This window comes from Deinococcus sp. HSC-46F16 (assembly GCF_024171495.1).
GTDB lineage: Bacteria > Deinococcota > Deinococci > Deinococcales > Deinococcaceae > Deinococcus.
This window is the reverse complement of sequence record NZ_JALJZW010000001.1, coordinates 729,930-748,134: the sequence shown is the minus strand read 5'-3', so window position 1 is coordinate 748,134 and position 18,205 is coordinate 729,930. Positions and strand designations below refer to the sequence as shown.

19 protein-coding genes are annotated in these 18,205 nt (G+C 70.8%); 8 read left to right on the top strand and 11 right to left on the bottom strand.

Translation table 11 applies throughout. The features are described from left to right. Nucleotides 1-92: 92 nt before the first annotated feature. Entirely contained in the window at nt 93-416 is a 324-nt protein-coding gene (locus L1280_RS03775) for an AAA family ATPase (protein ID WP_371922877.1), read from the top strand. A 113-nt stretch (nt 417-529) separates the two neighbouring features. Beyond that, nucleotides 530-2,191 carry a CTP synthase gene (locus L1280_RS03770; RefSeq protein WP_253580738.1) on the top strand — a complete coding sequence of 554 codons (1,662 nt, stop codon included), beginning with the start codon at nt 530-532 and terminating at the stop codon, nt 2,189-2,191. Between the two features lie 21 nt (nt 2,192-2,212). Here L1280_RS03770 and coaE read toward each other — a convergent pair whose 3' ends face one another. Further along, nucleotides 2,213-2,869, bottom strand: coding sequence for a dephospho-CoA kinase (gene coaE / locus L1280_RS03765; protein ID WP_253580737.1), 657 nt, complete (start codon nt 2,867-2,869; stop codon nt 2,213-2,215). Between the two features lie 234 nt (nt 2,870-3,103). Here coaE and L1280_RS03760 point away from each other — a divergent pair, with 234 nt between their 5' ends. Beyond that, nucleotides 3,104-4,303 carry a tetratricopeptide repeat protein gene (locus tag L1280_RS03760; protein WP_253580736.1) on the top strand — a complete coding sequence of 400 codons (1,200 nt, stop codon included), beginning with the start codon at nt 3,104-3,106 and terminating at the stop codon, nt 4,301-4,303. Nucleotides 4,304-4,472: 169 nt separating this feature from the next. Next, nucleotides 4,473-5,102 carry a superoxide dismutase [Mn] gene (gene sodA / locus L1280_RS03755; protein WP_253580735.1) on the top strand — a complete coding sequence of 210 codons (630 nt, stop codon included), beginning with the start codon at nt 4,473-4,475 and terminating at the stop codon, nt 5,100-5,102. 25 nt (nt 5,103-5,127) lie between these two features. Here the strand turns inward: sodA and L1280_RS03750 are convergent, their stop codons facing one another. From L1280_RS03750 to L1280_RS03735, 4 genes are read right to left on the bottom strand one after another with little or no spacing between them, the layout of a single operon-like run. Next, nucleotides 5,128-5,547 carry an inorganic pyrophosphatase gene (locus L1280_RS03750; RefSeq protein ID WP_253580734.1) on the bottom strand — a complete coding sequence of 140 codons (420 nt, stop codon included), beginning with the start codon at nt 5,545-5,547 and terminating at the stop codon, nt 5,128-5,130. Next, a complete protein-coding gene (locus L1280_RS03745; RefSeq protein WP_253580733.1) occupies nt 5,544-5,918 on the bottom strand; it encodes a hypothetical protein in 375 nt (124 codons plus the stop codon). Before L1280_RS03745 ends, L1280_RS03750 begins: the two co-directional genes overlap by 4 nt. Before the next feature lie 40 nt (nt 5,919-5,958). Further along, nucleotides 5,959-6,651 carry a 16S rRNA (uracil(1498)-N(3))-methyltransferase gene (locus L1280_RS03740; protein ID WP_253580732.1) on the bottom strand — a complete coding sequence of 231 codons (693 nt, stop codon included), beginning with the start codon at nt 6,649-6,651 and terminating at the stop codon, nt 5,959-5,961. 9 nt (nt 6,652-6,660) lie between these two features. Beyond that, nucleotides 6,661-7,497 carry a 50S ribosomal protein L11 methyltransferase gene (locus tag L1280_RS03735; protein WP_253580731.1) on the bottom strand — a complete coding sequence of 279 codons (837 nt, stop codon included), beginning with the start codon at nt 7,495-7,497 and terminating at the stop codon, nt 6,661-6,663. A 118-nt stretch (nt 7,498-7,615) separates the two neighbouring features. Between L1280_RS03735 and proC the strand changes: the two genes are divergently transcribed. Beyond that, nucleotides 7,616-8,407 (top strand): pyrroline-5-carboxylate reductase, encoded by a 792-nt coding sequence (gene proC, locus L1280_RS03730; RefSeq protein WP_253580730.1) that lies wholly within the window; start codon nt 7,616-7,618, stop codon nt 8,405-8,407. A gap of 103 nt (nt 8,408-8,510) precedes the next feature. On the opposite strand, the gene L1280_RS03725 is transcribed toward proC, so the two are convergent. Then, on the bottom strand, nt 8,511-9,311 hold the full coding sequence (locus tag L1280_RS03725; protein ID WP_253580729.1) for a class I SAM-dependent methyltransferase: 801 nt from the start codon (nt 9,309-9,311) through the stop codon (nt 8,511-8,513). Between the two features lie 225 nt (nt 9,312-9,536). On the opposite strand from L1280_RS03725, the gene L1280_RS03720 reads away from it, so the two are divergent. After that, nucleotides 9,537-10,286, top strand: coding sequence for a TSUP family transporter (locus L1280_RS03720; protein ID WP_253580728.1), 750 nt, complete (start codon nt 9,537-9,539; stop codon nt 10,284-10,286). A 120-nt stretch (nt 10,287-10,406) separates the two neighbouring features. Further along, nucleotides 10,407-10,961: a peptide-methionine (S)-S-oxide reductase MsrA gene (gene msrA / locus L1280_RS03715; RefSeq protein WP_253580727.1), complete on the top strand. Its 555-nt coding sequence runs from the start codon at nt 10,407-10,409 to the stop codon at nt 10,959-10,961. Nucleotides 10,962-10,970: 9 nt separating this feature from the next. Here the strand turns inward: msrA and L1280_RS03710 are convergent, their stop codons facing one another. Beyond that, nucleotides 10,971-11,780, bottom strand: coding sequence for a GNAT family N-acetyltransferase (locus L1280_RS03710; RefSeq protein ID WP_253580726.1), 810 nt, complete (start codon nt 11,778-11,780; stop codon nt 10,971-10,973). 4 nt (nt 11,781-11,784) lie between these two features. Next, nucleotides 11,785-12,453 (bottom strand): MOSC domain-containing protein, encoded by a 669-nt coding sequence (locus L1280_RS03705; RefSeq protein WP_253580725.1) that lies wholly within the window; start codon nt 12,451-12,453, stop codon nt 11,785-11,787. Nucleotides 12,454-12,538: 85 nt separating this feature from the next. Here L1280_RS03705 and L1280_RS03700 point away from each other — a divergent pair, with 85 nt between their 5' ends. Continuing rightward, nucleotides 12,539-14,092 (top strand): phospholipase D-like domain-containing protein, encoded by a 1,554-nt coding sequence (locus L1280_RS03700; protein WP_253580724.1) that lies wholly within the window; start codon nt 12,539-12,541, stop codon nt 14,090-14,092. A 229-nt stretch (nt 14,093-14,321) separates the two neighbouring features. Here the strand turns inward: L1280_RS03700 and ispH are convergent, their stop codons facing one another. The 3 genes from ispH to L1280_RS03685 form a co-directional block, all read right to left on the bottom strand. Further along, nucleotides 14,322-15,317 (bottom strand): 4-hydroxy-3-methylbut-2-enyl diphosphate reductase, encoded by a 996-nt coding sequence (gene ispH / locus L1280_RS03695; RefSeq protein WP_253580723.1) that lies wholly within the window; start codon nt 15,315-15,317, stop codon nt 14,322-14,324. A gap of 78 nt (nt 15,318-15,395) precedes the next feature. Next, complete coding sequence (locus L1280_RS03690) at nt 15,396-17,066, bottom strand: glycerol-3-phosphate acyltransferase (protein WP_253580722.1); 1,671 nt, start codon at nt 17,064-17,066, stop codon at nt 15,396-15,398. A 39-nt stretch (nt 17,067-17,105) separates the two neighbouring features. Beyond that, nucleotides 17,106-18,116 carry an FAD-dependent oxidoreductase gene (locus tag L1280_RS03685; RefSeq protein WP_253580721.1) on the bottom strand — a complete coding sequence of 337 codons (1,011 nt, stop codon included), beginning with the start codon at nt 18,114-18,116 and terminating at the stop codon, nt 17,106-17,108. Nucleotides 18,117-18,205 lie beyond the last annotated feature (89 nt).

Below are 18,205 nucleotides of genomic sequence, written 5' to 3'. Positions count from 1 at the left end.
GCCCGGTGCCTGGAACACGGGTTGCCCGCCCTGCGCTTCACCATCGACGAGTGGATCGTTGCCCTGTACGGCCCTGACCTGAACGTCGAGGAATTCCCGGTGGCCTCCCGCCGTGTTGCCGCCGTACTGGACGGCAATGGAAGCGAGCCGTCGCCTTGGGCCTGCACGTCGTCCTCGATGACGGCTTCTGGACACGCAGGGGACGTGACGCCCTCCGCACCGAGGCCGCCGCGCTCAGCGTGCCGCTGACGTTCTATGCCCTGGAACCTCCCGAGGAGGAGGCCTGGCAGCGCGTTCGGCAGCGCAACCTGGAACCGGGAGTGCTGCCGATTGCCGACGAGACCTTTATCCGGCTCAGGCCACGATTCGAGCCTCTCGGACCGGACGAAACCGCGCTCCAAGTGTCTTTCAAGTAGGGAATGGACCTTCAACCCATGCTATCCTCTAGTCCCGGAGGCCGAGCGCCCCGGTTTTTCTTTTTGACCCCCACAGCACAGCCGGATTCGGGGGTCAGGCGCTCGTGTTCAGCATGAAATACATCTTCGTGACGGGCGGCGTGGTCAGCAGCCTCGGTAAGGGCGTGGCGAGTGCGTCCCTGGGCGCCCTCCTGCGGGCGCGGGGTTACAAGGTCACGGCGGTCAAGATCGACCCCTACATCAACATCGACGCGGGCACCATGCGCCCCTACGAACATGGCGAGGTCTTCGTGACGGCGTCCGGGGCCGAAACCGACCTCGATATCGGCAATTACGAGCGTTTTCTCGACCTCGACATTCCGCCGGGCAGCAACATCACGACCGGGCAGGTGTACCTCGAAGTCATCCGCCGCGAGCGGGCCGGGGATTACCTCTCGCAAACGGTGCAGGTCATCCCCCACGTCACCGACGAGATCAAGCGCCGGATTCGCGCGGCAGGGGAGAACGCGGGCGCCGAGATCGTGCTGATCGAGGTGGGCGGCACGGTGGGGGACATCGAGTCGCTGCCTTTTCTGGAAGCCATCCGGCAGTTCCGCTTCGACGAGGGCGACGAGAACGTGCTGTACCTGCACCTGACGCTGGTGCCGTACCTGGGCACGTCGAACGAGTTCAAGACCAAGCCCACCCAGCACTCGGTGGCGACCCTGCGCTCGGTGGGCATCAGCCCCGACATCGTGATGGTCCGCTCCAAGGACAAGCTGCCACCCGAGATCACCCGCAAGATCGCGCTGTTCACCTCCGTGCGGGAAAACCGGGTCTTTTCCTCCTATGACGTGGGGCACGTCTACGAGCTGCCGCTCGCGCTGGAGGAACAGGGCCTGGGCAAGGCGGTCGAGGACCTGCTGGGGCTGGAGCGCACCCACCCCAACCTCGGCGTGTGGCAGAACGCGGTGCGGACGATCAAGCACCCGGCGAACGAGGTCACCATCGCTCTGGCGGGCAAGTACACCGAGATGCCCGACGCCTACCTCAGCCTGCTGGAGTCCCTCACGCACGCCGGAATCGCCAATGATGCCCGCGTGAAGATCAAATGGGTCAACGCCGAGGAACTGACCGAGGGGGACCTCGAATCGCAGCTCGGGGACGCCGACGGCATCCTGGTGCCCGGCGGCTTCGGCATTCGCGGCATCGAGGGCAAGATTCGCGCCGCCGAGTACGCCCGCACGCGCGGGGTGCCGTACCTGGGCATCTGCCTGGGGATGCAGATCGCGGTGATCGAGTACGCCCGCCACAAGGCCGGACTGGAGGGGGCCAACTCCGCCGAGTTCGACCCCTACGCGCCGCACAAGGTCGTGGACCTGATGCCCGAGCAACTGGAGGTGGGGGGCATGGGCGGCACCATGCGCCTGGGCGACTGGCCGATGGACCTCCGCGCCGGGACGAAGATCGCCGAGCTGTACGGCGTGCCGGGGGGCGGCACCGTCAAGGAACGCCACCGCCACCGCTACGAGGTCAACCCCGCCTATGTCGAGCAGCTTCAGGCTGCCGGGTTGACGATCAGCGGCGTGACCCCCGGCGTGGCGGGGCGCGGGGCCGGGCTGGTGGAGAGCATCGAGATCGCGGACCACCCCTTCTTCGTGGCCCTGCAAGCCCACCCCGAGTTCAAGAGCCGTCCGATGCGGCCCAGCCCGCCCTTCGCGGGGTTCGTGGCGGCAGCGTTGGGAGGCGGCCAGCGACCAGCGGCCAGCAGCCAGCCGGAAAAGGCCGAAGTGTAAGCTGCCAGAGAGGAGGGAGCCTCAGCGAATGCTGGGGCTTTTCTCTTGCTGGCCGCTGGCCGCTGGAGGCTGGATGCCCAGCGCGGCCATCGCCGCGCCCACCTGCCCCGCCAAGGCCTCCACCTCCCCACTGTTGTCCAGCACGAAGGTCGCCCGCCGCCGTTTCTCCTCGGCGGGCATCTGGCGGGCATCCCGCGCCAGCACCTCCTCGCGGCTTAGGCCGGAGCGGGCGATGACGCGTGAGACGCGCACCTCCAGCGGGGCATCCACGACGAGCACGGCGTCCATCTGCCTGTCCAGGCCCCCCTCGAACAGCAGGGGCACGTCCTGCACGGTCCACTCCTCCCCACGGGCGGCGGCCTCCTGCTCCAGCGCCAGCATTCGCGCCCGCACGCGGGGGTGGGTGATGCCATTCAGGACCGCCAGCCGCGCCGGGTCCCCGAACACCCGCGCCGCGAGCGCTCCCCGGTCCAGTTCGCCGCCCTGCACCACGCCGGGAAACTCGGCTCCGATCTCGGCCAGCACGCTGGGGTCACGGGTTACCTCCCGGGCGACCTCATCGGCGTCGAGGACGGTCAGGCCGCGCTCCCGCAGGAGGGCCGCGACCGTGCTCTTGCCCGCGCCGATGCTGCCGGTCAGGCCCAATCGGCGCGGCTGGGATGGGAAGGGAGAAGGCATGGGGGCAGTCTAGGGCCGCCGTAGTGGGGCCGTCAGGTGCCCGTCACCCGGCGCTCCTACGCTGCCGGGGACGATGCCTCTGCCCTCCGCCGCCCCGATTTTGCCCTCTCACACGGGCTTCACCCCGGTTCTGGCGGGTCACCCTATGCTGAACGCATGCGGCCCGTCCTGGCCCCCGACTCCGGCTTGCACCCCTCCGGGGCCAGTGTTAGCCTCAACCCTGGAGGTTTCTGAGTGAAACGACGTACCCTCGGCCCGCTGCTCGTGGCGGCCACCCTGTCTGCGGCCCTGGCCCAGACCCAGGCGCCACCCGCGTCGGCGCCCGCAACGCAGACGCCTCCGGCGGCGCCTGCCCCGGCGCAGCCTGCGGCTCCGGCGACGCCCCAGGCGGCCCCGCTGCCCGCCGCGAACTACGTGGCGTTGGGCAACTTCTACTACGGCCGGGGCAACTTCGATCAAGCCTACGTGGCCTTTCGCGCCGCGGCCGAGATTGACCCCCGCAGCAGCGACGCCCTGCTCGGCCTGGGCCGTTCGCAGGTCAAGCTGCGGTTGTACGCGCCCGCCATCGAGACGCTGCGGCGCCTGACCACCCAGGACGCCCGCAATCTCAGCGGGCACCTCGCGCTCGCGCAGGCGTACCAGCAGCAGTTTATCGGGGCGGGGGACCGGGCCAGCGTGTCGGGCAACCTCGCGCAGGCCCTGGGGGTCCTGACCCAAGCCGAAGCCCTCGCGCAGGCCAGCCCGGAAGCCGAGCGCAAACTCAATCTCAGCAAGGTCTGGAACGAGCGCGGCAACGTGCTGCGGCTCCAGGGCGCGGCGGGGCAGGCCATCGAGGCCTTTAAGCAGGCCAGCACGCTGAATCCCGACAATGGGCTGATTCTCTTCAACCTCGGGGATATGTACTACGCCACCGGGAACCTCGTGTCGGCCATCGACAGCCTTCAGCGGGCGGTCATCACCGATCCTGCCGACGCCTACAACCGCGCCTACTACGCCAAACTCCTGGCGATCAGCGGCAACACCGCCGCTGCGAAGCCCGAAGCCGCGCAGGCGGCCCGCCTCGCGCCGAACAACCCCTACGCGGTGGGGCAATACGGCGTGGTGAGCTACCTCAGCCGCGACCCGGTGACCGCGCGGGCACAGCTCACGCAGGCCGTGCGGCTCGATCCGCTGCGCTACCCCGAGTTCTACTACTACCTCGGGCGCCTCGACCTCGACGCCGGGGACCTCAAGGCGGCCCGCGAGAACCTCACCCGCGCGGTGGCGCTCGGCAGCACGACCGCCGAGTGGATCTATTACCTGGGCCTGAGCTACGAGCGCGGCGCCGGGTCCATCGCGCCCGACCGCCTCAAGGCCCGCGAGAACTACGAACGGGCGCTCAAGCTCAACCCCGACTACGCCCTCGCCCGCGAGGGGCTGACGCGCGTCCGCTGACCCCGCTCATTCCCCCAGTCCCCTTCCCGCGCCTGGGAGGGGGTTTTTGCTGGCATCTGAACTTTCCCTTAAGCCCGCCGGGGGCGGGGGCGCGGCTAAGATGAGGGCCGATGCCGCCCCCACCCGCCCACCGTGGGCGGGTGGAGCCCGGCCCGAAAGGAGCATCCTCATGGCCTACCAATTGCCCCCGCTGCCCTACGCCTACGACGCCCTCGAACCCCATATCGACGCGCGGACGATGGAGATTCACCACACCCGGCACCACCAGACCTACATCGACAACGCGAACAAGGCGCTGGAAGGCAGCGGGATGGCGGACCTGCCCGCCGAGCAGCTGATCGCGCAGCTCGACCGCGTCCCCGCCGACAAGAAGACCGCCCTGCGCAACAACGCGGGCGGCCACGCCAACCACAGCCTCTTCTGGCAGGTCATGACCCCGCAGGGGCAGGGCCAGCCGCAGGGTGAACTGGCGGGGGCGATCGAGCAGGCCTTCGGGTCCTTCGACGCCTTCAAGCAGAAGTTCGAGGACGCGGCCAAGACGCGCTTCGGCTCGGGCTGGGCGTGGCTGGTCGTGCAAAACGGTGAGCTGGCCGTCGTCTCGACCGCCAACCAGGACAACCCGCTGATGGGCGAGTCGATCAGCGGCGCGAGCGGCACCCCGATCCTGGGCGTGGACGTGTGGGAGCACGCCTACTACCTGAACTACCAGAACAAGCGCCCCGACTACCTCGCGGCCTTCTGGAACGTCGTCAACTGGGACGAGGTCGCCCGCCGCTACGCCGAGGCGAAGGGTCAGTAAGCCCCTTCCCCCAACCAGCCCCAGGTCACGCGCCTGGGGTTGTTTGCTGCTGCTCCAGCCCCGCCAACCACGCTTCGGCCTCTTCCGGCCCCAGCACCTGCGCCCCCCGCTCCGGGCCGAACCACGCCAGCAGTGCGAGGAGGTCGCCGCCGTGGTGTTCCTCCAGACTCCCGAAGATGACCTTGTGGTCGCCGTCCGCAAGGTGCAGCAGTCCGGCGGGCGGGGCACTGAGGCGGGTGCCTACGGCGAGCGGCTCGCCCAGCCACACGGCGTCCACGTCGCTGCCGTCGGCGGGGTTGAGCAGGTCGGGCAGGCAGCCGTAGTTCACCGGAGCGGCCCAGGGTTCCTGACGGTAGGGCACGACCTCGCCGCCGCGCCACACCCAGCGGTCGAGGGTGCCGCGCGTCCACTCCACCACGCCTGCACGCTCGCGGGGAGCGGTCATGGCCGGACCTCGTACAGCTCGACCTGCCGCAGCACCGTGCCCCCGAAGCTCAGCGCGGCGCGGTAGGCCCCCTGCGCGGGGGCGGCCAGCGTGAAACGGGCCTCCCGCTGCGCGGCGTCGAGGTACACGCTGTCGCGCCCCAGTTCGCGCGAGCCGTCGAACCACACGACCTCCAGATAGCCCGGCTCGAAGCGGCCCTCCACCCGCGCCCGCAGTTCCAGTTCCTGCCCCGCGCGGCGCAGGCTGGCTTCGGTGATGCGGGCGGGCAGCTCGACCTCGATCTGCGGGGGAATCAGCGGCACGAAGTTGTAGCGGCAGCCCGCCAGGGCGGGGGCCAGCAGCAGCAGGGTCAGCAGGAGGCGGGGGGACATGGGGGCATTGTAAGGAGGGGCCGTGAGGGCAGGCCCCGCCCTACACCCCGGTCGCCACGATGGCCCCCAGCAGCGCCACCGGGGCCGTCTCCGCCCGCAGGATGCGCGGGCCGAGGGTGACGGCGACGGCGCCCCGTGCGGTCAGGGCCGCGACCTCCGCGTCCGAGAGGCCGCCCTCCGGCCCGGTCAGCACCGTCACCGGGGCGTCCCAGGTCAGGTGGTCCGTCAGGCGCTCCCGGCTGCCAGGCTGGGCGACGAACAACTGGCCCTCCCAGCTCAGGTCGGTCAGGGAAACGGGGTCAAGCACCTCCGGCGTCACCGCCCGGCGCGACTGCTTGCTGGCTTCCTCGGCGACCCGGCGCAGGCGCGTGAGCTTCTGCCCGCCGATCTCGCGGGCGTCGGCGTGCCGGGTGACGAGCAGTTGCACGCGGGCCACGCCGAGTTCGGTGGCGGCCCGCACCACGTCCGAGAGCTTGTCCCCCTTCAGCAGCGCGACGGCCAATGTGACGGGCTGCGGCGTCTCGGCGGTGCCCGCCACCCGTTCCCCCAGCGCGAGGACGGCGCGGGTGTCGTCCAGTTCTTCCAGGGTCGCCCCCGCCTCGGCCCCCTGGCCGTCGAAGACGCGCACGGGGTCGCCTGGCCGCAGCCGCAGCACGTGCAGGTGCCGGGCTTCACGCGGCCCCAGGGTCATCTGGGGGGTCAGGGCAGGGACGCGGACACGGTGCTCAGCCATCTCCGGCCCTCACTGCGGCAGGCGGGCGGTCACCAGCGCCCACTCGCCGTCCACGGTCTCGCGCACGTCCCCGAAGCCTTCCCGCGCGAGCGCCTCCCGCACCAGCTCCAGCTTGCCCGTCAGGATGCCCGTCAGGATCAGGTCGCCCCCCGGCACAAGGTGGGCGGCGTACTCCCCGGCGAGCAGGTCGTGCAGCTCGGCGTAGAGGTTCGCCACGACCACGTCGTAGGCGTCCACCCCCTCCTCTGGGAAAGTCAGCGCGTCCAGCCCCAGCGTGCCTTCCTCGAAACGCACCTGCGAGGCGGGGACGCCGTTGATCTCGGCATTCTCCCGCGCGATGGGCACGGTGACGGGGTCGATATCCACCCCGAAGGCGAAGCGGGCGCCCAGCAGCGCCGCCGCGAGCGCGAGGACGCCGCTGCCGGTTCCCACGTCAAGCACCCGCGCCCCGGTGCCCCCCGGCCCGCGCGTGCCCAGCTCCAGCGCGGAGAGGGCCTCCACCGCCAGCCGGGTGGTCGCGTGGTGCCCGGTCCCGAAGGCCATGCCCGGCTCGATCACGAGCGGAAGTTGCCCCGGCTCCACCTCGCCTCGCTGCCACGGGGCCACGATGGTCACCCGGTCCGCCCGCACCGGGCGCAGGGTGCGGCGAAACTCGGCCTGCCAGTCCTGATCGGCTTCCTCGCGCCACTCACCGTCTGAAACGGAGTCGGGCAGTGGCACCCGCTCGTCGAAATACACGCGGATCGCTCCGGCCCGTTCTTCCAGCCCGGTCGCGCCCGCCTCCCACAGGGAGTCGAGGTCGGTTTCGCGGGTCTGGAAGGTGCCGGGGAGGTGGTACACGAGCATGGGGGAGAGTGTAGCGGGCGGGTGGCCTGTGGCTCGTGGCTTGTGGAGGGCCGGGGCCGAAGCCAGCGCCTCTGCACAAGCGACACGCCCCGCGCCACGAGCCTCTACACTCTCCCCCATGAAACTCGCCATCGTCGGTGTCGGGAAGCTGGGGCTGGCCCTGCTGGAAGGAGTCTTGTCGCGCGGGGTGATGGCAGCGGGAGACATCGGGCTGCTGGACGCGAACGCGGGGCGGGCCTCCGACCTCGCCTCGCGCACGGGGGCCGCGCTGATCGGGGCGTCCGACCTGCGTTTCGCCGAACGGGTGCTCGTCAGCGTGCAGCCGCGCGTCTTTCCCGAAATCAGCGAGTGGCTCGCGCAGGAAAACGCCGGGTACATCAGCACGATGGCCGGGGTCAGCACGAATACCCTGACCCGCCGCCTGGGCACCAAGCGGGTGGTGCGGGTGATGCCCAACCTCGCCGCCACCATCGGCCGGAGCCAGACCGCGATCACCGCCCCGCGCGAGGCGGAACTCAGCGGGGACCTCGACTTCGCCCGGTCCCTCTTCTGCGCGGTGGGCGACGTATACGACCTCCCCGAACACCTCTTCAACGCCTTTACCGGCATGAGCGCCTCCGGCCCCGCCTACGCCGCGCTGGTGGCCGAGGCGCTGGCCGACGGCGCGGTGCGGATGGGGTTGCCGCGGGCGCTGGCCCACGAACTCGCCGCCAAGGTGCTCGTCGCCAGTGGCGAACTTCTCCAGCAGCGGGCGCATCCCGGCCTGCTCAAGGACGAGGTCGCCAGTCCTGGCGGCACCACCATCGCCGGGCTGGAGGTGCTGGAGGCGGCGGGCGTGCGCGGCGCGATGATGCGGGCGGTCGTGGCGGCCACCCGCCGGGGCAGTGATCTGGGCAAGGATCAGGAGTAGGGGGAGGCAGTCTACCCACCGCCCCGCCTGACCCAGCAAAGAGGGCAGAGGAGGTTGCGGCGTGGTGCAGCAGCGGACCTTTGGGCGTCACCTCCTGGGGGGCTCAGGCAGGAACCGTCCCCTTGACCGCCCAGGCCCGCAGCGCGAGCAGAATTGCGCCGTCGGGACCGGTGGGGAGGGAGGCACGCACCGCCTCCCTGATCCGCTCACGGGTTTCGGGGTCCAGGGCCGCGCAATACTTCGGTGCAGAGCCTGTCCCGCCCAGAAACGGCGACCAGTAGGCCTCAAAATTCTCGAACGCCGCCGGAATGTCGAGGGCGGTCACGTTCACATCCATCAGCCCCACGGCTCCGAGCGCCTGGCGTAACGGTTCAGGACGGCAGATCGGGGCCTGAATCCCGTCATCAAAGGCGGCCGAGCCCGGATCGATGCGGCGGGCGGCGTCGAAGAAGTGCCGCATGATCTGCATCTGTCCCGCGTAGTCCCAGACGTACAGGGCCACCTGCCCGCCGGGACGGGTCAGCCGCGCCATCTCGCGCAGGGCTTGAACTGGATCAGGCGTGAAATTCAGCACGAGGCCGCTGACCGCGTGATCGAACTCCCTGGCAGGCAGGCGCGTGTCGGCGGCGTTCCCCTGCAAGAAGGTGGCTTCAGGGACCTGCCCGGCGGCATAGGGCAAGAACGTTTCCGACAGGTCCAGCCCGAGCAGGCGGCGCGGCTGGCAGGTGCGGGCGATCTGGGCACTCAGTGCGCCAGTGCCGCAGCCCAGGTCCACCCAGCAGCGGTGCGGCACTGGCCCCAGCCACGTCAGGAACAGGGGCGCGAGACGGCGGCTCCAGCGGCCCATATAGGCCTCATACGCTTCGGCTGTCCGCCACAGGTCCCCGGCCGGTTCGCTCCTCATGTGCGTCTCCACCTTTCCGTTTCGGCCCTTCCCACAGGCCGGAAGGGAGGTGAATGGGGCGTGTGTTCCGCCGATCTTGCGGGTACTTCTCCTGCGGTGTGTTCGCCCCATCATGCACCCCGCAGGGGGCGGAGGCGATCCTGGTCAGCGGACCGCCCCGGCCCAGAACTGGGGAGGCGTCCGGCCTGGGCCTCGCGCCTGCTCCCCCCTCCTATACTGCCCCCCGTGCCCGGCCCCGAAGTCCTGCTCTACGGCCTCCCGCTCGCCTTTCTGGCGGGCTTTATCGATGCGGTGGCGGGGGGCGGCGGCACGATCACGCTGCCCACGCTCTTTTTCATGGGCCTGACTCCGGCGCAGACGGTCGCCACCAACAAGCTGCTCGCCATCTTCGGGTCGGGGAGCGCGACCGTGCAGTACTGGCGCAAGGGCCATGTGGAGCGCGGGCTGGTGCTGCGGCTGATTCCGCTCGCATTGGTGGGGAGTGCGCTGGGGGCCTTTCTGGTGCGCTTCGTGGACCCGGACGCCTTCCGCACGCTGGTCGGCGTGGTGATTCTAGGCGTGGGGGCGCTGGTGCTGGCGAACAAGCGCTTTGGCCTGGAAGACCGTTACCCCGGCCTGACCACCCGCACGCTGGCGCTGACGCTGCCGGGCGCCTTCGTGATCGGCATCTACGACGGCTTCCTGGGGCCGGGGACGGGCACCTTCCTGATGTTCCTGTTCGCGCTGGCGGGCTTCAATCTGGTCCGCTCCAGCGGCAACGCCCGCACGATCAACTTTGCCACCAACCTCGGGGCCTTCCTGTTTTTCCTGATCGGCGGGCAGATGGTGTGGTGGATCGGGTTGCCGATGGGCGTGGCGAACGCGCTGGGGGCCACTCTGGGGGCGCGAATGGCGATGCTGCGCGGCAGCGGCTTCGTGAAGGTGATCTACGGGGTGATCGTGGTGCTGGTGGCGGCGCGGCTGCTGTTCGGGTAAGCGGTGCCCGGGACGCGGAAGGCAGGAGAAAAACCGCGTACTGCGTTCCGCGCCCCGCCCCTGCGGTCAACCGTGCCCCCGCGCCCCCTCCCCCAGGCCCCCACACGGCAGAATCCGGGTATGACTTCACCGAATGGCGGGCAGACCGAACAGGCGATTCTGGCGGGCGGGTGCTTCTGGTGTACGGAGGCCGTCATGAAGGACGTGCGCGGTGTGACGAAGGTGGAAAGCGGCTACATCGGCGGCCACACCCCCAACCCCGACTACCGCAGCGTGTGCAGCGGCACGACCGGGCACGCCGAGGCGGTGCGGGTGACCTTCGACCCCGCGCAGGTGAGCTTCCGCGACCTGCTCACTCTCTTTTTCGCCACCCACGACCCCACCACCCTCAACCGCCAGGGCGCCGACATGGGCACCCAGTACCGCTCGGCAGTGTTTCCGCTGAACAGCGAGCAGGAGCAGACCACCCGTGAGGTGATGGCCGACCTGACCGCGCAGGGCATCTTCGACCGCCCCATCGTGACCACGGTCGAACCCGCGACCGAGTTTTACGTTGCCGAGGATTACCACCAGGACTACTACGCCAACAATTCGCGCCAGCCCTACTGCATGGCCGTGATCGCGCCCAAGGTGGCGAAGCTGCGCAAGGAGTACGGCGACCGCCTGCGGGCCTGAGCCGCTGGCCTAGGGGCGCTCCCAGACGTAGGGCGTCGTCGTCGTGACGGGCAGCAGGCCGCTGCGTTCCAGAATGGGCCGCGAGGCGTCCGTGCTGTCGCTGTGCAGATAGCGGACGCCCCGGTCCAGCGCCGACTGTGCGCGGGCGGCGGTCAGCGCCCGGTAAATGCCCTGGCCGCGCCACTCGGGCAGCGTCCCGCCCCCCCACAGGCCCGCGAATTCCGTGCCCGGCACCACTTCCAGGCGGCCGACACAGACGACCCCGTCCGCGGTTTCCGCGATCCAGAGTTCGATGTGGCCGCGGTGTCTCTCCAGCCGCCGCATCAGCTCCTCGGGCCGGAATGGGAAGCCGAACACCCGGCTTTGCGTGTCGGCCGCCCGCGTGACATCGGGGAGGGGATCGGGCTGGTCGTCGATGCGGCGCAACCGGACGCCGCTTGGCAGGGTGACTGGCCCGGCGAGGTGCCGCGCTTCGCCGACCATGACAGTTTCCGCCTCCTCGGGCTGGAAGCCGTGTGCCCGCAGACGGTCGGGGAGGTCAGTGGGGAGGTCATGCCCCCGCGTCTTCCACTCGGCGGAGGTGATGGTGGGGTCGGCGGCGTAGTGCGCCACCGTCTGTGCGATCAGGTCATCCAGGGCCTGACCCGTACAGCCCTCCAGCGAACGGTACGAAACCAGGCCCCGTGCCCCGAACTTTCCGCGCCACAGCGGTCCGTCGCGGTCGTGGCTCGTGGCGCCCGACATCTCGGCCTGCTCCCTGAGCTGCGCGTCGTAGGCCGCGAGCAACCGGCGCCGTTCTTCCTCATGGGACCTCGACATGGGATCAGCCGACCGGGGAAGGGGCGGGGTTCGGGCGGTCCTGGGCGGCCAGCAGTTCCTCCACGCCCCGCCGCAGCCGCACGGCGAGTGGGTACGTCAACCAGCGCTGAAGCTCTTCGCGGGGGGGCTGGGCAGTGAACCACAGGTCGAAGGTGTCCACGACCCTGGGCGCTCCGGCGGGGCCAGCCTCGCGGGTCACCGGGTCACCCGCGCCCACGTCGCCGCCTTCCAGCACGCGGGTGTAGAAGCCGGGGCGACGGGCCGCCGCAAACTGCTTGACGAAGCCCGCATCCCCCATCCGCGCCCCCAGCGTCGCGCAGGGAATCCGGGAGGCGGTCACTTCCAGCAACACGCCTCCCACCCGGAAGCGTTCCCCGATCGCGATCCCGGCCGATTCCAGTCCCTCCAGCAGCAGGTTCTCGCCGAAGGTGCCCGGTTCCAGTGGCTTGCCCAGGGCCTCCTCCCAGTGGGCGTAATCCTCGCGGGTGTAGACGTAGACGGCCTGATCGGGGCCGCCGTGGTGCTTGCGGTTCAGGACGTGGTCGCCGTCCAGCCCCGCCGCCGTGACCCCGATCCGGCCGGGCACCGCGTGTTTGCGGATGCCGCTGACGATCTGGCGGGGTCCGACCTGCACGGCGGTGGGCTGGCCCACGTGAACGCTGAGAAGCCTCATATGGGGGCAGGCTAGCGCCCCCAGCGGGGGTATGGTGCGCGTTCTCCCGGTGCCCCGTGCGCCGGGCGGGGTAGGCTGCGGCCCTATGCGCCCCCGCCTGCCCCGGCCCCTGCTCGGCGGCCTGATCGCCCTCCTGACGCTGCTGGCCGCTCCCGGTGCAGAGGCCGCCGCCCAGCCCCTCCAGGCCCCCGGCCCGCTGGGGCTGAACCTCCCGCCGCCGGACCGCGCCGCCCTCGATGGCCTGGGCCTGAACGCCTGCCCCGAGCCGACCGCCCGCCTCGACCGCCTACTGTATGAGCGCACCGGGGGCCAGGGCGCGGCCCTGAGCTGCGGCAACCGGGTGGAGGGGCTGCTGCATCTGCCCCAGGCCGACCCTGCCTACAGCGCCCAGCCGCGCACCCCGCAGGGCGGCTATGACGCGCTGGTGGCCGAGCTGGGGCGGACCCGGCGCGAACTGGTGATCGCCAACATGATCTGGGACGAGGGGGCGGACGCGCCGGGGGCCTCGGTGGCGCTCGCCATCGCTGCGCTGCGCCGGGACCTCGCCGCGCACCCGGAGCGGTACCCGGCGGGGCTGACAGTGCGGCTGCTGTTCGGCAACACGGTGCGGGCGAGTGCGCCCCTCGACCCCCGCGCCAACATCTACGCGGCGGCCGAGCACCTGCTGGCGGCGGGCGTGCCCCTGACTGGAGACACGGTCCCCGGCTGGCGGCTGGAACTCGCCAGCTACGCCTACACCTACCCGCACAGCCACATGAAGGTGATCGTGCAAGACGGCGAGCGGGTGCTCGCGGGCGGCTTCAACATCAGCATCAACCACCTGCCGGGGGACGCGCCGGGGGGGCGGGGCCTCGACCTCGCGGACCAGGGCATCTGGGTGCGTGGTCCGGTTGCCCGGCACGCCCTCGCCGCCGTGCGCGACACCTGGGAACTGGGACGCCTCCTTACCTGCACCCGGCGCCCCCGCCCCGGCCTGCTGCGCCGCGACTGCACGCTGGCGGCGGGGCCGTCCCCCTGGCCGCTGGTCTGGCCGACTCCGGCAGCCCCGGCGGGGGAGGCCCACGTCTATCCCCTCTACCGGCGGAACGGGTACACCGGGGCGGATCAGGCCATGGCCGAGCTGTTCGGCGCCTCCCGCACCCGGCTGGACATCATTCAGTCTCAGATCGGGGGCACATTCGGCTGCGTGGGTGAGCTGTCCGAGCTGGCGGGGTGTGCCCCGCAGCGCCAGCTTCCAGTGTGGCGGGCGGTCGTGTCCGCCATCCGTGACCACGGGGTGACGGTCAGGCTGCTGCTCGACTACGACCCCGCCCTGCAAGCCGAGACCCTGGGCCTGCTGCGTGCCCTGCGCCTCGAACTGCGCGGGCTGGGGCTGGACGACCACCTCCAGGCCCGCTGGTACGGCACCGAGGGCGGCGCCCACACCAAGATGGTGCTGGTAGATGACGAGATGCTGGTGGTGGGCAGCCACAACCTCCATTTCTCGTCGTTCGGTCGCACTGGCCTCGTCGAGTACTCGCTGGCGACCAGCGACGCGGCGGCCATCGCGGAGGCGCAGGGCCTCTTCGACTTCGAATGGGCACGCGGGACGGCGGTCAAAACGCCGTGGTGGTTGCCCGCCTTGCCGGGCGGGGTGTAGGGAAAGCTTTCATACGGGTTCCGTCCCATCCGTCCCCGAATCGGCGCTCTCCCGGTTCGAGAACTCCCTTCCCGGCCACCGTTGTGTTCCCACTCGCTCGGCCTCACAGCTTTGGCAGTCCGCTCGGGATGAACAGTCTGCCTGACTGTTCAACTGGAATGCGTATCAGCGTTCAGCCAACGCCAAAGGCCGGGTTCGGATGCCCGGCCTCTGCGGTGCGTGTGCCCGCTCAGCGCATTGTGCGCGGCAGCTCCTGCGTGGGCAGGATCTTCTTCGGCTCGCGGAACTCGATGTTCTCCCACTCGCCTTCCTCGACGACTGTAAGGGCCGGATTGAGCGCCCGGAAGTGCGCGACCACCTCCTGCACGAGGTCGTCGGGGGTGCTCGCCGCGCTGGTGATGCCCAGCGCCCGGATGCCCGTCAGGTTCAGCCCCGCGAGGTCCGCCGCCGTCTCCAGCCGCTCGGCCCGGCCGCACAGGTCGCGGGCGAGTTCCAGCAGGCGCATACCGTTGCTGGAGTGCGGGCTGGTCAGCACGAGGAAGGCGTCCACCTGCGGCGCGATGGCCTTCACCGCGTCCTGACGGTTCTTGGTGGCGTAGCACAGGTCCTCGCTGGGCGGGACCACCAGCGCCGGGAAGCGGGCTTTCAGGATGTCCACCGTCCGCCGCGTGTCGTCCACGCTGAGCGTGGTCTGGGTCAGCACCACCACCCGCTCGGGGTCGGGCACCTCCACCGTGTAGGGGTCGTGCAGCCCCTCGCCCGTCTTGCCCAGGACGCCGACGACGATGGTGTGTTCGGGCGCCTCGCCGCGCGTGCCGATGACCTCCTGGTGCCGGGCGCTGTCGCCGATCAAGAGGATGGTGTAGCCCTCCCGCGCGTACTTCTTGGCCTCGGTGTGGACCTTGGTGACCAGCGGGCAGGTCGCGTCGATGGTGGCCAGTCCCAGCGCCCGCGCCCGCTCGCGCACCGCCGGGCTGACCCCGTGGGCGCTGAAGACCACCGTCTCGCTGCCCTGCGGCAGGGCCGAGATGTCGTCCAGGCTTTCCACGAACTGCACGCCGCCCTGCCGCTCCAGACGCTCCACGACGGTGTGGTTGTGCACGATGGAGTGGTAGACCGTCAGCGGCCCCGTCTCCTGACGGGCGGCCTTTTCCACCGCCCCGATCGCCATGACGACCCCCGCGCAAAAGCCGCGCGGCTTGGCGAGGTGAATGCGTTCAATCATTGGGGTGGCCTCCCATCGGGATCAGTGTAGGTGGGCGCGGGCGCATAGAGGGTGCGGGAAGTCCCGGTGGGGAGTCCCTCAGTCCACCACCTCGAACCCCAACCGGTCGGCCTGCTCCACGAAGAAGTTGATGTTCTCCGTCAGGGTCTGCGGCCCCAGGCTCTTGCGGTGGTGCTCGCCCGTCGCGGCAATGATCAGCGTTTCCGCGAGGCAGGCAGGCACGGCGCCTTCGCCGAACTGGAGGTCGATGTTGCTCGTCATGCCGCCGGGGGGCCGCACCACGCCGCCGGGAATCAGGCGCACGCCGGGCACGTCCAGCACGCTCTCGTGCGCGTCGGCGGGGCGGCCCTCGTCGAAGATCCAGGCCCCAGGCTTGACGTGCTCGGGGAAAATCACCGGGTTGGGGTCGGAAGTCGCGCTGAAGATCAGGTCGGCCTCGCGCAGCGTGTCGTAGCTCGTGGTGGTGACGATCTCGGTGTCCCTCGCCGCCCGGCGCAGGGTGTTCGCGCTGCGCTCCAACCGCTCCATGTCGCGCCCGATCATGATGACCTTACCGACCTGCGGGGCGATGGTCCGCGCGATGCCGAAGGCGACCACGCCGTTGGCCCCCACGATGCCCGCCGTGGCCCGTTTCAGGTCGCGCCCCGTCTCCGCGAAGTGGCGCAGGATGCCCGGAATCGCTGCCTTAATGGTGCCGCTGGTGTACGCGCCGCCGTTGGTGATCGTGAGGTCGGGGACCGCCGCCTGCACGTCCACGCCCTTGTTGCCCACCACGCTCCAGAAGGCCCCCAGCCCGAAGACCTCGGCCCCCAGTTCCTGCGCCAGCCGCGCCCCCTCGATGGCCCGCCGGGTGGCAAGGTCGGGCTGGTCGCGGAACACGTCGGGGAGGAGGGGGCTACTCAGCAGGTAGCAGCGGATCTCCTTGCCCTCGTTCGTCTTGATGCCGTGCAGCTCGCCCACCTTCATGGGCCGCAGGTTCTCGGCCATTCGCCGCACGCTGGCCTCGCTGATCACGCCCCGGTCCACCAGCGGCTTCATCCAGGCGAAGCGGCGCGACTGCCAGAAGTTCTCCAGCGTCATGGGGTGAATCATGAAGGCGGTCACGACCTGATCGGCCCGCTTGCCTGCCACCGGCACGTCCGCGAAGGCCTTCGGCTCGGTGCCGTCGAGGATGCGCCCCAGGTTCTCCTTGAAACGCCACGCCGCCGCCACCAGCAGCCCCAGCGCCCCCAGCTTGGCCGGAATCCCCAGCGGCGACACGGCCACCAGCACGGCGAAGGCCAGCAGCCCCAGCAATGTGGCCCCGCTCGCGTAGCCCCAGTAGCCCAGCACGGCGGCATAGACGACCACGGGCAGGACCGTCAGCCACAGGCTCAGGCCCGCCACCGACAGCCCCGCCAGCACCCCCAGCAGCACGAGGTTGCCCCGGCCACGCGGCGGGGTGTCGCCATACAGGAACCGGGGTGGGTTGAGGTGCCCCAGGTACGCCGCCAGCCCCGCGAGCACGCACACCTCCGGCGACCCCACCGCCGAGGCCATCAGCACGGCCAGGAAGCCCTTGGCGGCGTCCAGCCCCGCGCTCGCCGCCGCCGGGCCGGGGCCGACCCGCCGCAGCACGTTCTCCACGCCGAGGTTGTAGGCGCTGTTCACGCGGGGGTCTACCCCCAGCCGCCGCAGCAGCCAGTGGCCCAGCGGCAGGCTCCCCACCAGAAATGCGAGCACGAGGAGCAGGGCCGACAAAAACGCCATGCGGGGCATTCTAGCCGGGTTGGTGAGAGGGGCGCTGTCTCAGCCCTCCGGAGCGGGCCGAGCGGGATACCCCCCCTTCTCGCTGCTGTGCCCCGGCCGGACCTTGAGTTCGGGCCGAACGTGGTGCGTGGCGTAGTTGGCGGCGACGGCCGCCTGCGCGAACGCCACCGACAGCAGCTTGAAGTCCCCGCCCGACCGGGCGAGGTCGCCCACCACGTACACGCCGGGCAGCACTGTCTCGCCTCCGGGACCGTCGGGGACATACTCGCCCTGCCAGTCCAGCGGCCAGTTTGCGAGCGGGGAGAGGTCGGGGAGGTAGCCGTTTAGGACGAGCACCGTATCAGCCTCCACCTCCCGCGCCTCGCCACCCAGGGTCAGCACCGCGCCCGTGGGCGTCAGTCGGTCCAGCACGGCCGGGGCGAGAACCTCCAGCGTGCCTGCCGCTCGCCCTGCCTCCAGCGCCGTCAGCGTCCCCGGATCGCCCCGGAACCCCGCCCGGCGGTGGGTCAGGGTCACCCGCGCTCCCGCCGCCGCGAGTTCGGTCGCCGCACGGGTCGCCTGCGGCACGCCGCCCACCACCAGCACCCGGCGTCCCGCGAGGCTGGCCGGGTCAGGCAGGTCGGCCCGCACGTCAGGGTGCGTCCCGGCCCCCGGCACGCGCACCTCACGTGGCAGGAGTGCCCCCAGCCCCGCCGCCAGAATGACCGCGTCCGCCGGGTACGTGTCCCGGTCCGTTCCGACCAGCCAGCCGCCCGCCGGGTCGGGCTCTAGCGTCCGCGCCACTTCGCCCAGATGCACGGCCACCGCCAACGGCGCAAGTTGTGACTCCAGCGCCCGCACGAGGTCCCCGGCCCGCGTCTGGGGGCTGCCGGGCGCGTCGTAGATCACCTTGTCGGGGTAGAGGGCCGACAGTTGCCCGCCCAACTCGCTCCGCGCCTCCAGCAGCCGCACGGTCAGGCCGCGCCAGCCCGCATAGAAGGCAGCGTACAGCCCCGCCGGACCCCCGCCCACCACCAGCACGTCCGTCCGCGTCTCCCGCTCCCCGTTCACGCTGGGGAGTATGGCAGAGGGCGGCCCCGCCGAAAGCTCCGGCGCTCGCCATCCAGCCGCAGGCAAGAGAAGGGGCCGGGCACCCTGCT

Coding starts and splice junctions, on each gene's coding strand:
- L1280_RS03770 (WP_253580738.1), top strand. CDS start 530: ATGAAATACATCTTCGTGACGGGCGGCGTGGTCAGCAGCCTCGGTAAG.
- coaE (WP_253580737.1), bottom strand. CDS start 2,869: ATGCCTTCTCCCTTCCCATCCCAGCCGCGCCGATTGGGCCTGACCGGC.
- sodA (WP_253580735.1), top strand. CDS start 4,473: ATGGCCTACCAATTGCCCCCGCTGCCCTACGCCTACGACGCCCTCGAA.
- L1280_RS03750 (WP_253580734.1), bottom strand. CDS start 5,547: ATGACCGCTCCCCGCGAGCGTGCAGGCGTGGTGGAGTGGACGCGCGGC.
- L1280_RS03745 (WP_253580733.1), bottom strand. CDS start 5,918: ATGTCCCCCCGCCTCCTGCTGACCCTGCTGCTGCTGGCCCCCGCCCTG.
- L1280_RS03740 (WP_253580732.1), bottom strand. CDS start 6,651: ATGGCTGAGCACCGTGTCCGCGTCCCTGCCCTGACCCCCCAGATGACC.
- L1280_RS03735 (WP_253580731.1), bottom strand. CDS start 7,497: ATGCTCGTGTACCACCTCCCCGGCACCTTCCAGACCCGCGAAACCGAC.
- proC (WP_253580730.1), top strand. CDS start 7,616: ATGAAACTCGCCATCGTCGGTGTCGGGAAGCTGGGGCTGGCCCTGCTG.
- L1280_RS03725 (WP_253580729.1), bottom strand. CDS start 9,311: ATGAGGAGCGAACCGGCCGGGGACCTGTGGCGGACAGCCGAAGCGTAT.
- msrA (WP_253580727.1), top strand. CDS start 10,407: ATGACTTCACCGAATGGCGGGCAGACCGAACAGGCGATTCTGGCGGGC.
- L1280_RS03710 (WP_253580726.1), bottom strand. CDS start 11,780: ATGTCGAGGTCCCATGAGGAAGAACGGCGCCGGTTGCTCGCGGCCTAC.
- L1280_RS03705 (WP_253580725.1), bottom strand. CDS start 12,453: ATGAGGCTTCTCAGCGTTCACGTGGGCCAGCCCACCGCCGTGCAGGTC.
- L1280_RS03700 (WP_253580724.1), top strand. CDS start 12,539: ATGCGCCCCCGCCTGCCCCGGCCCCTGCTCGGCGGCCTGATCGCCCTC.
- ispH (WP_253580723.1), bottom strand. CDS start 15,317: ATGATTGAACGCATTCACCTCGCCAAGCCGCGCGGCTTTTGCGCGGGG.
- L1280_RS03690 (WP_253580722.1), bottom strand. CDS start 17,066: ATGGCGTTTTTGTCGGCCCTGCTCCTCGTGCTCGCATTTCTGGTGGGG.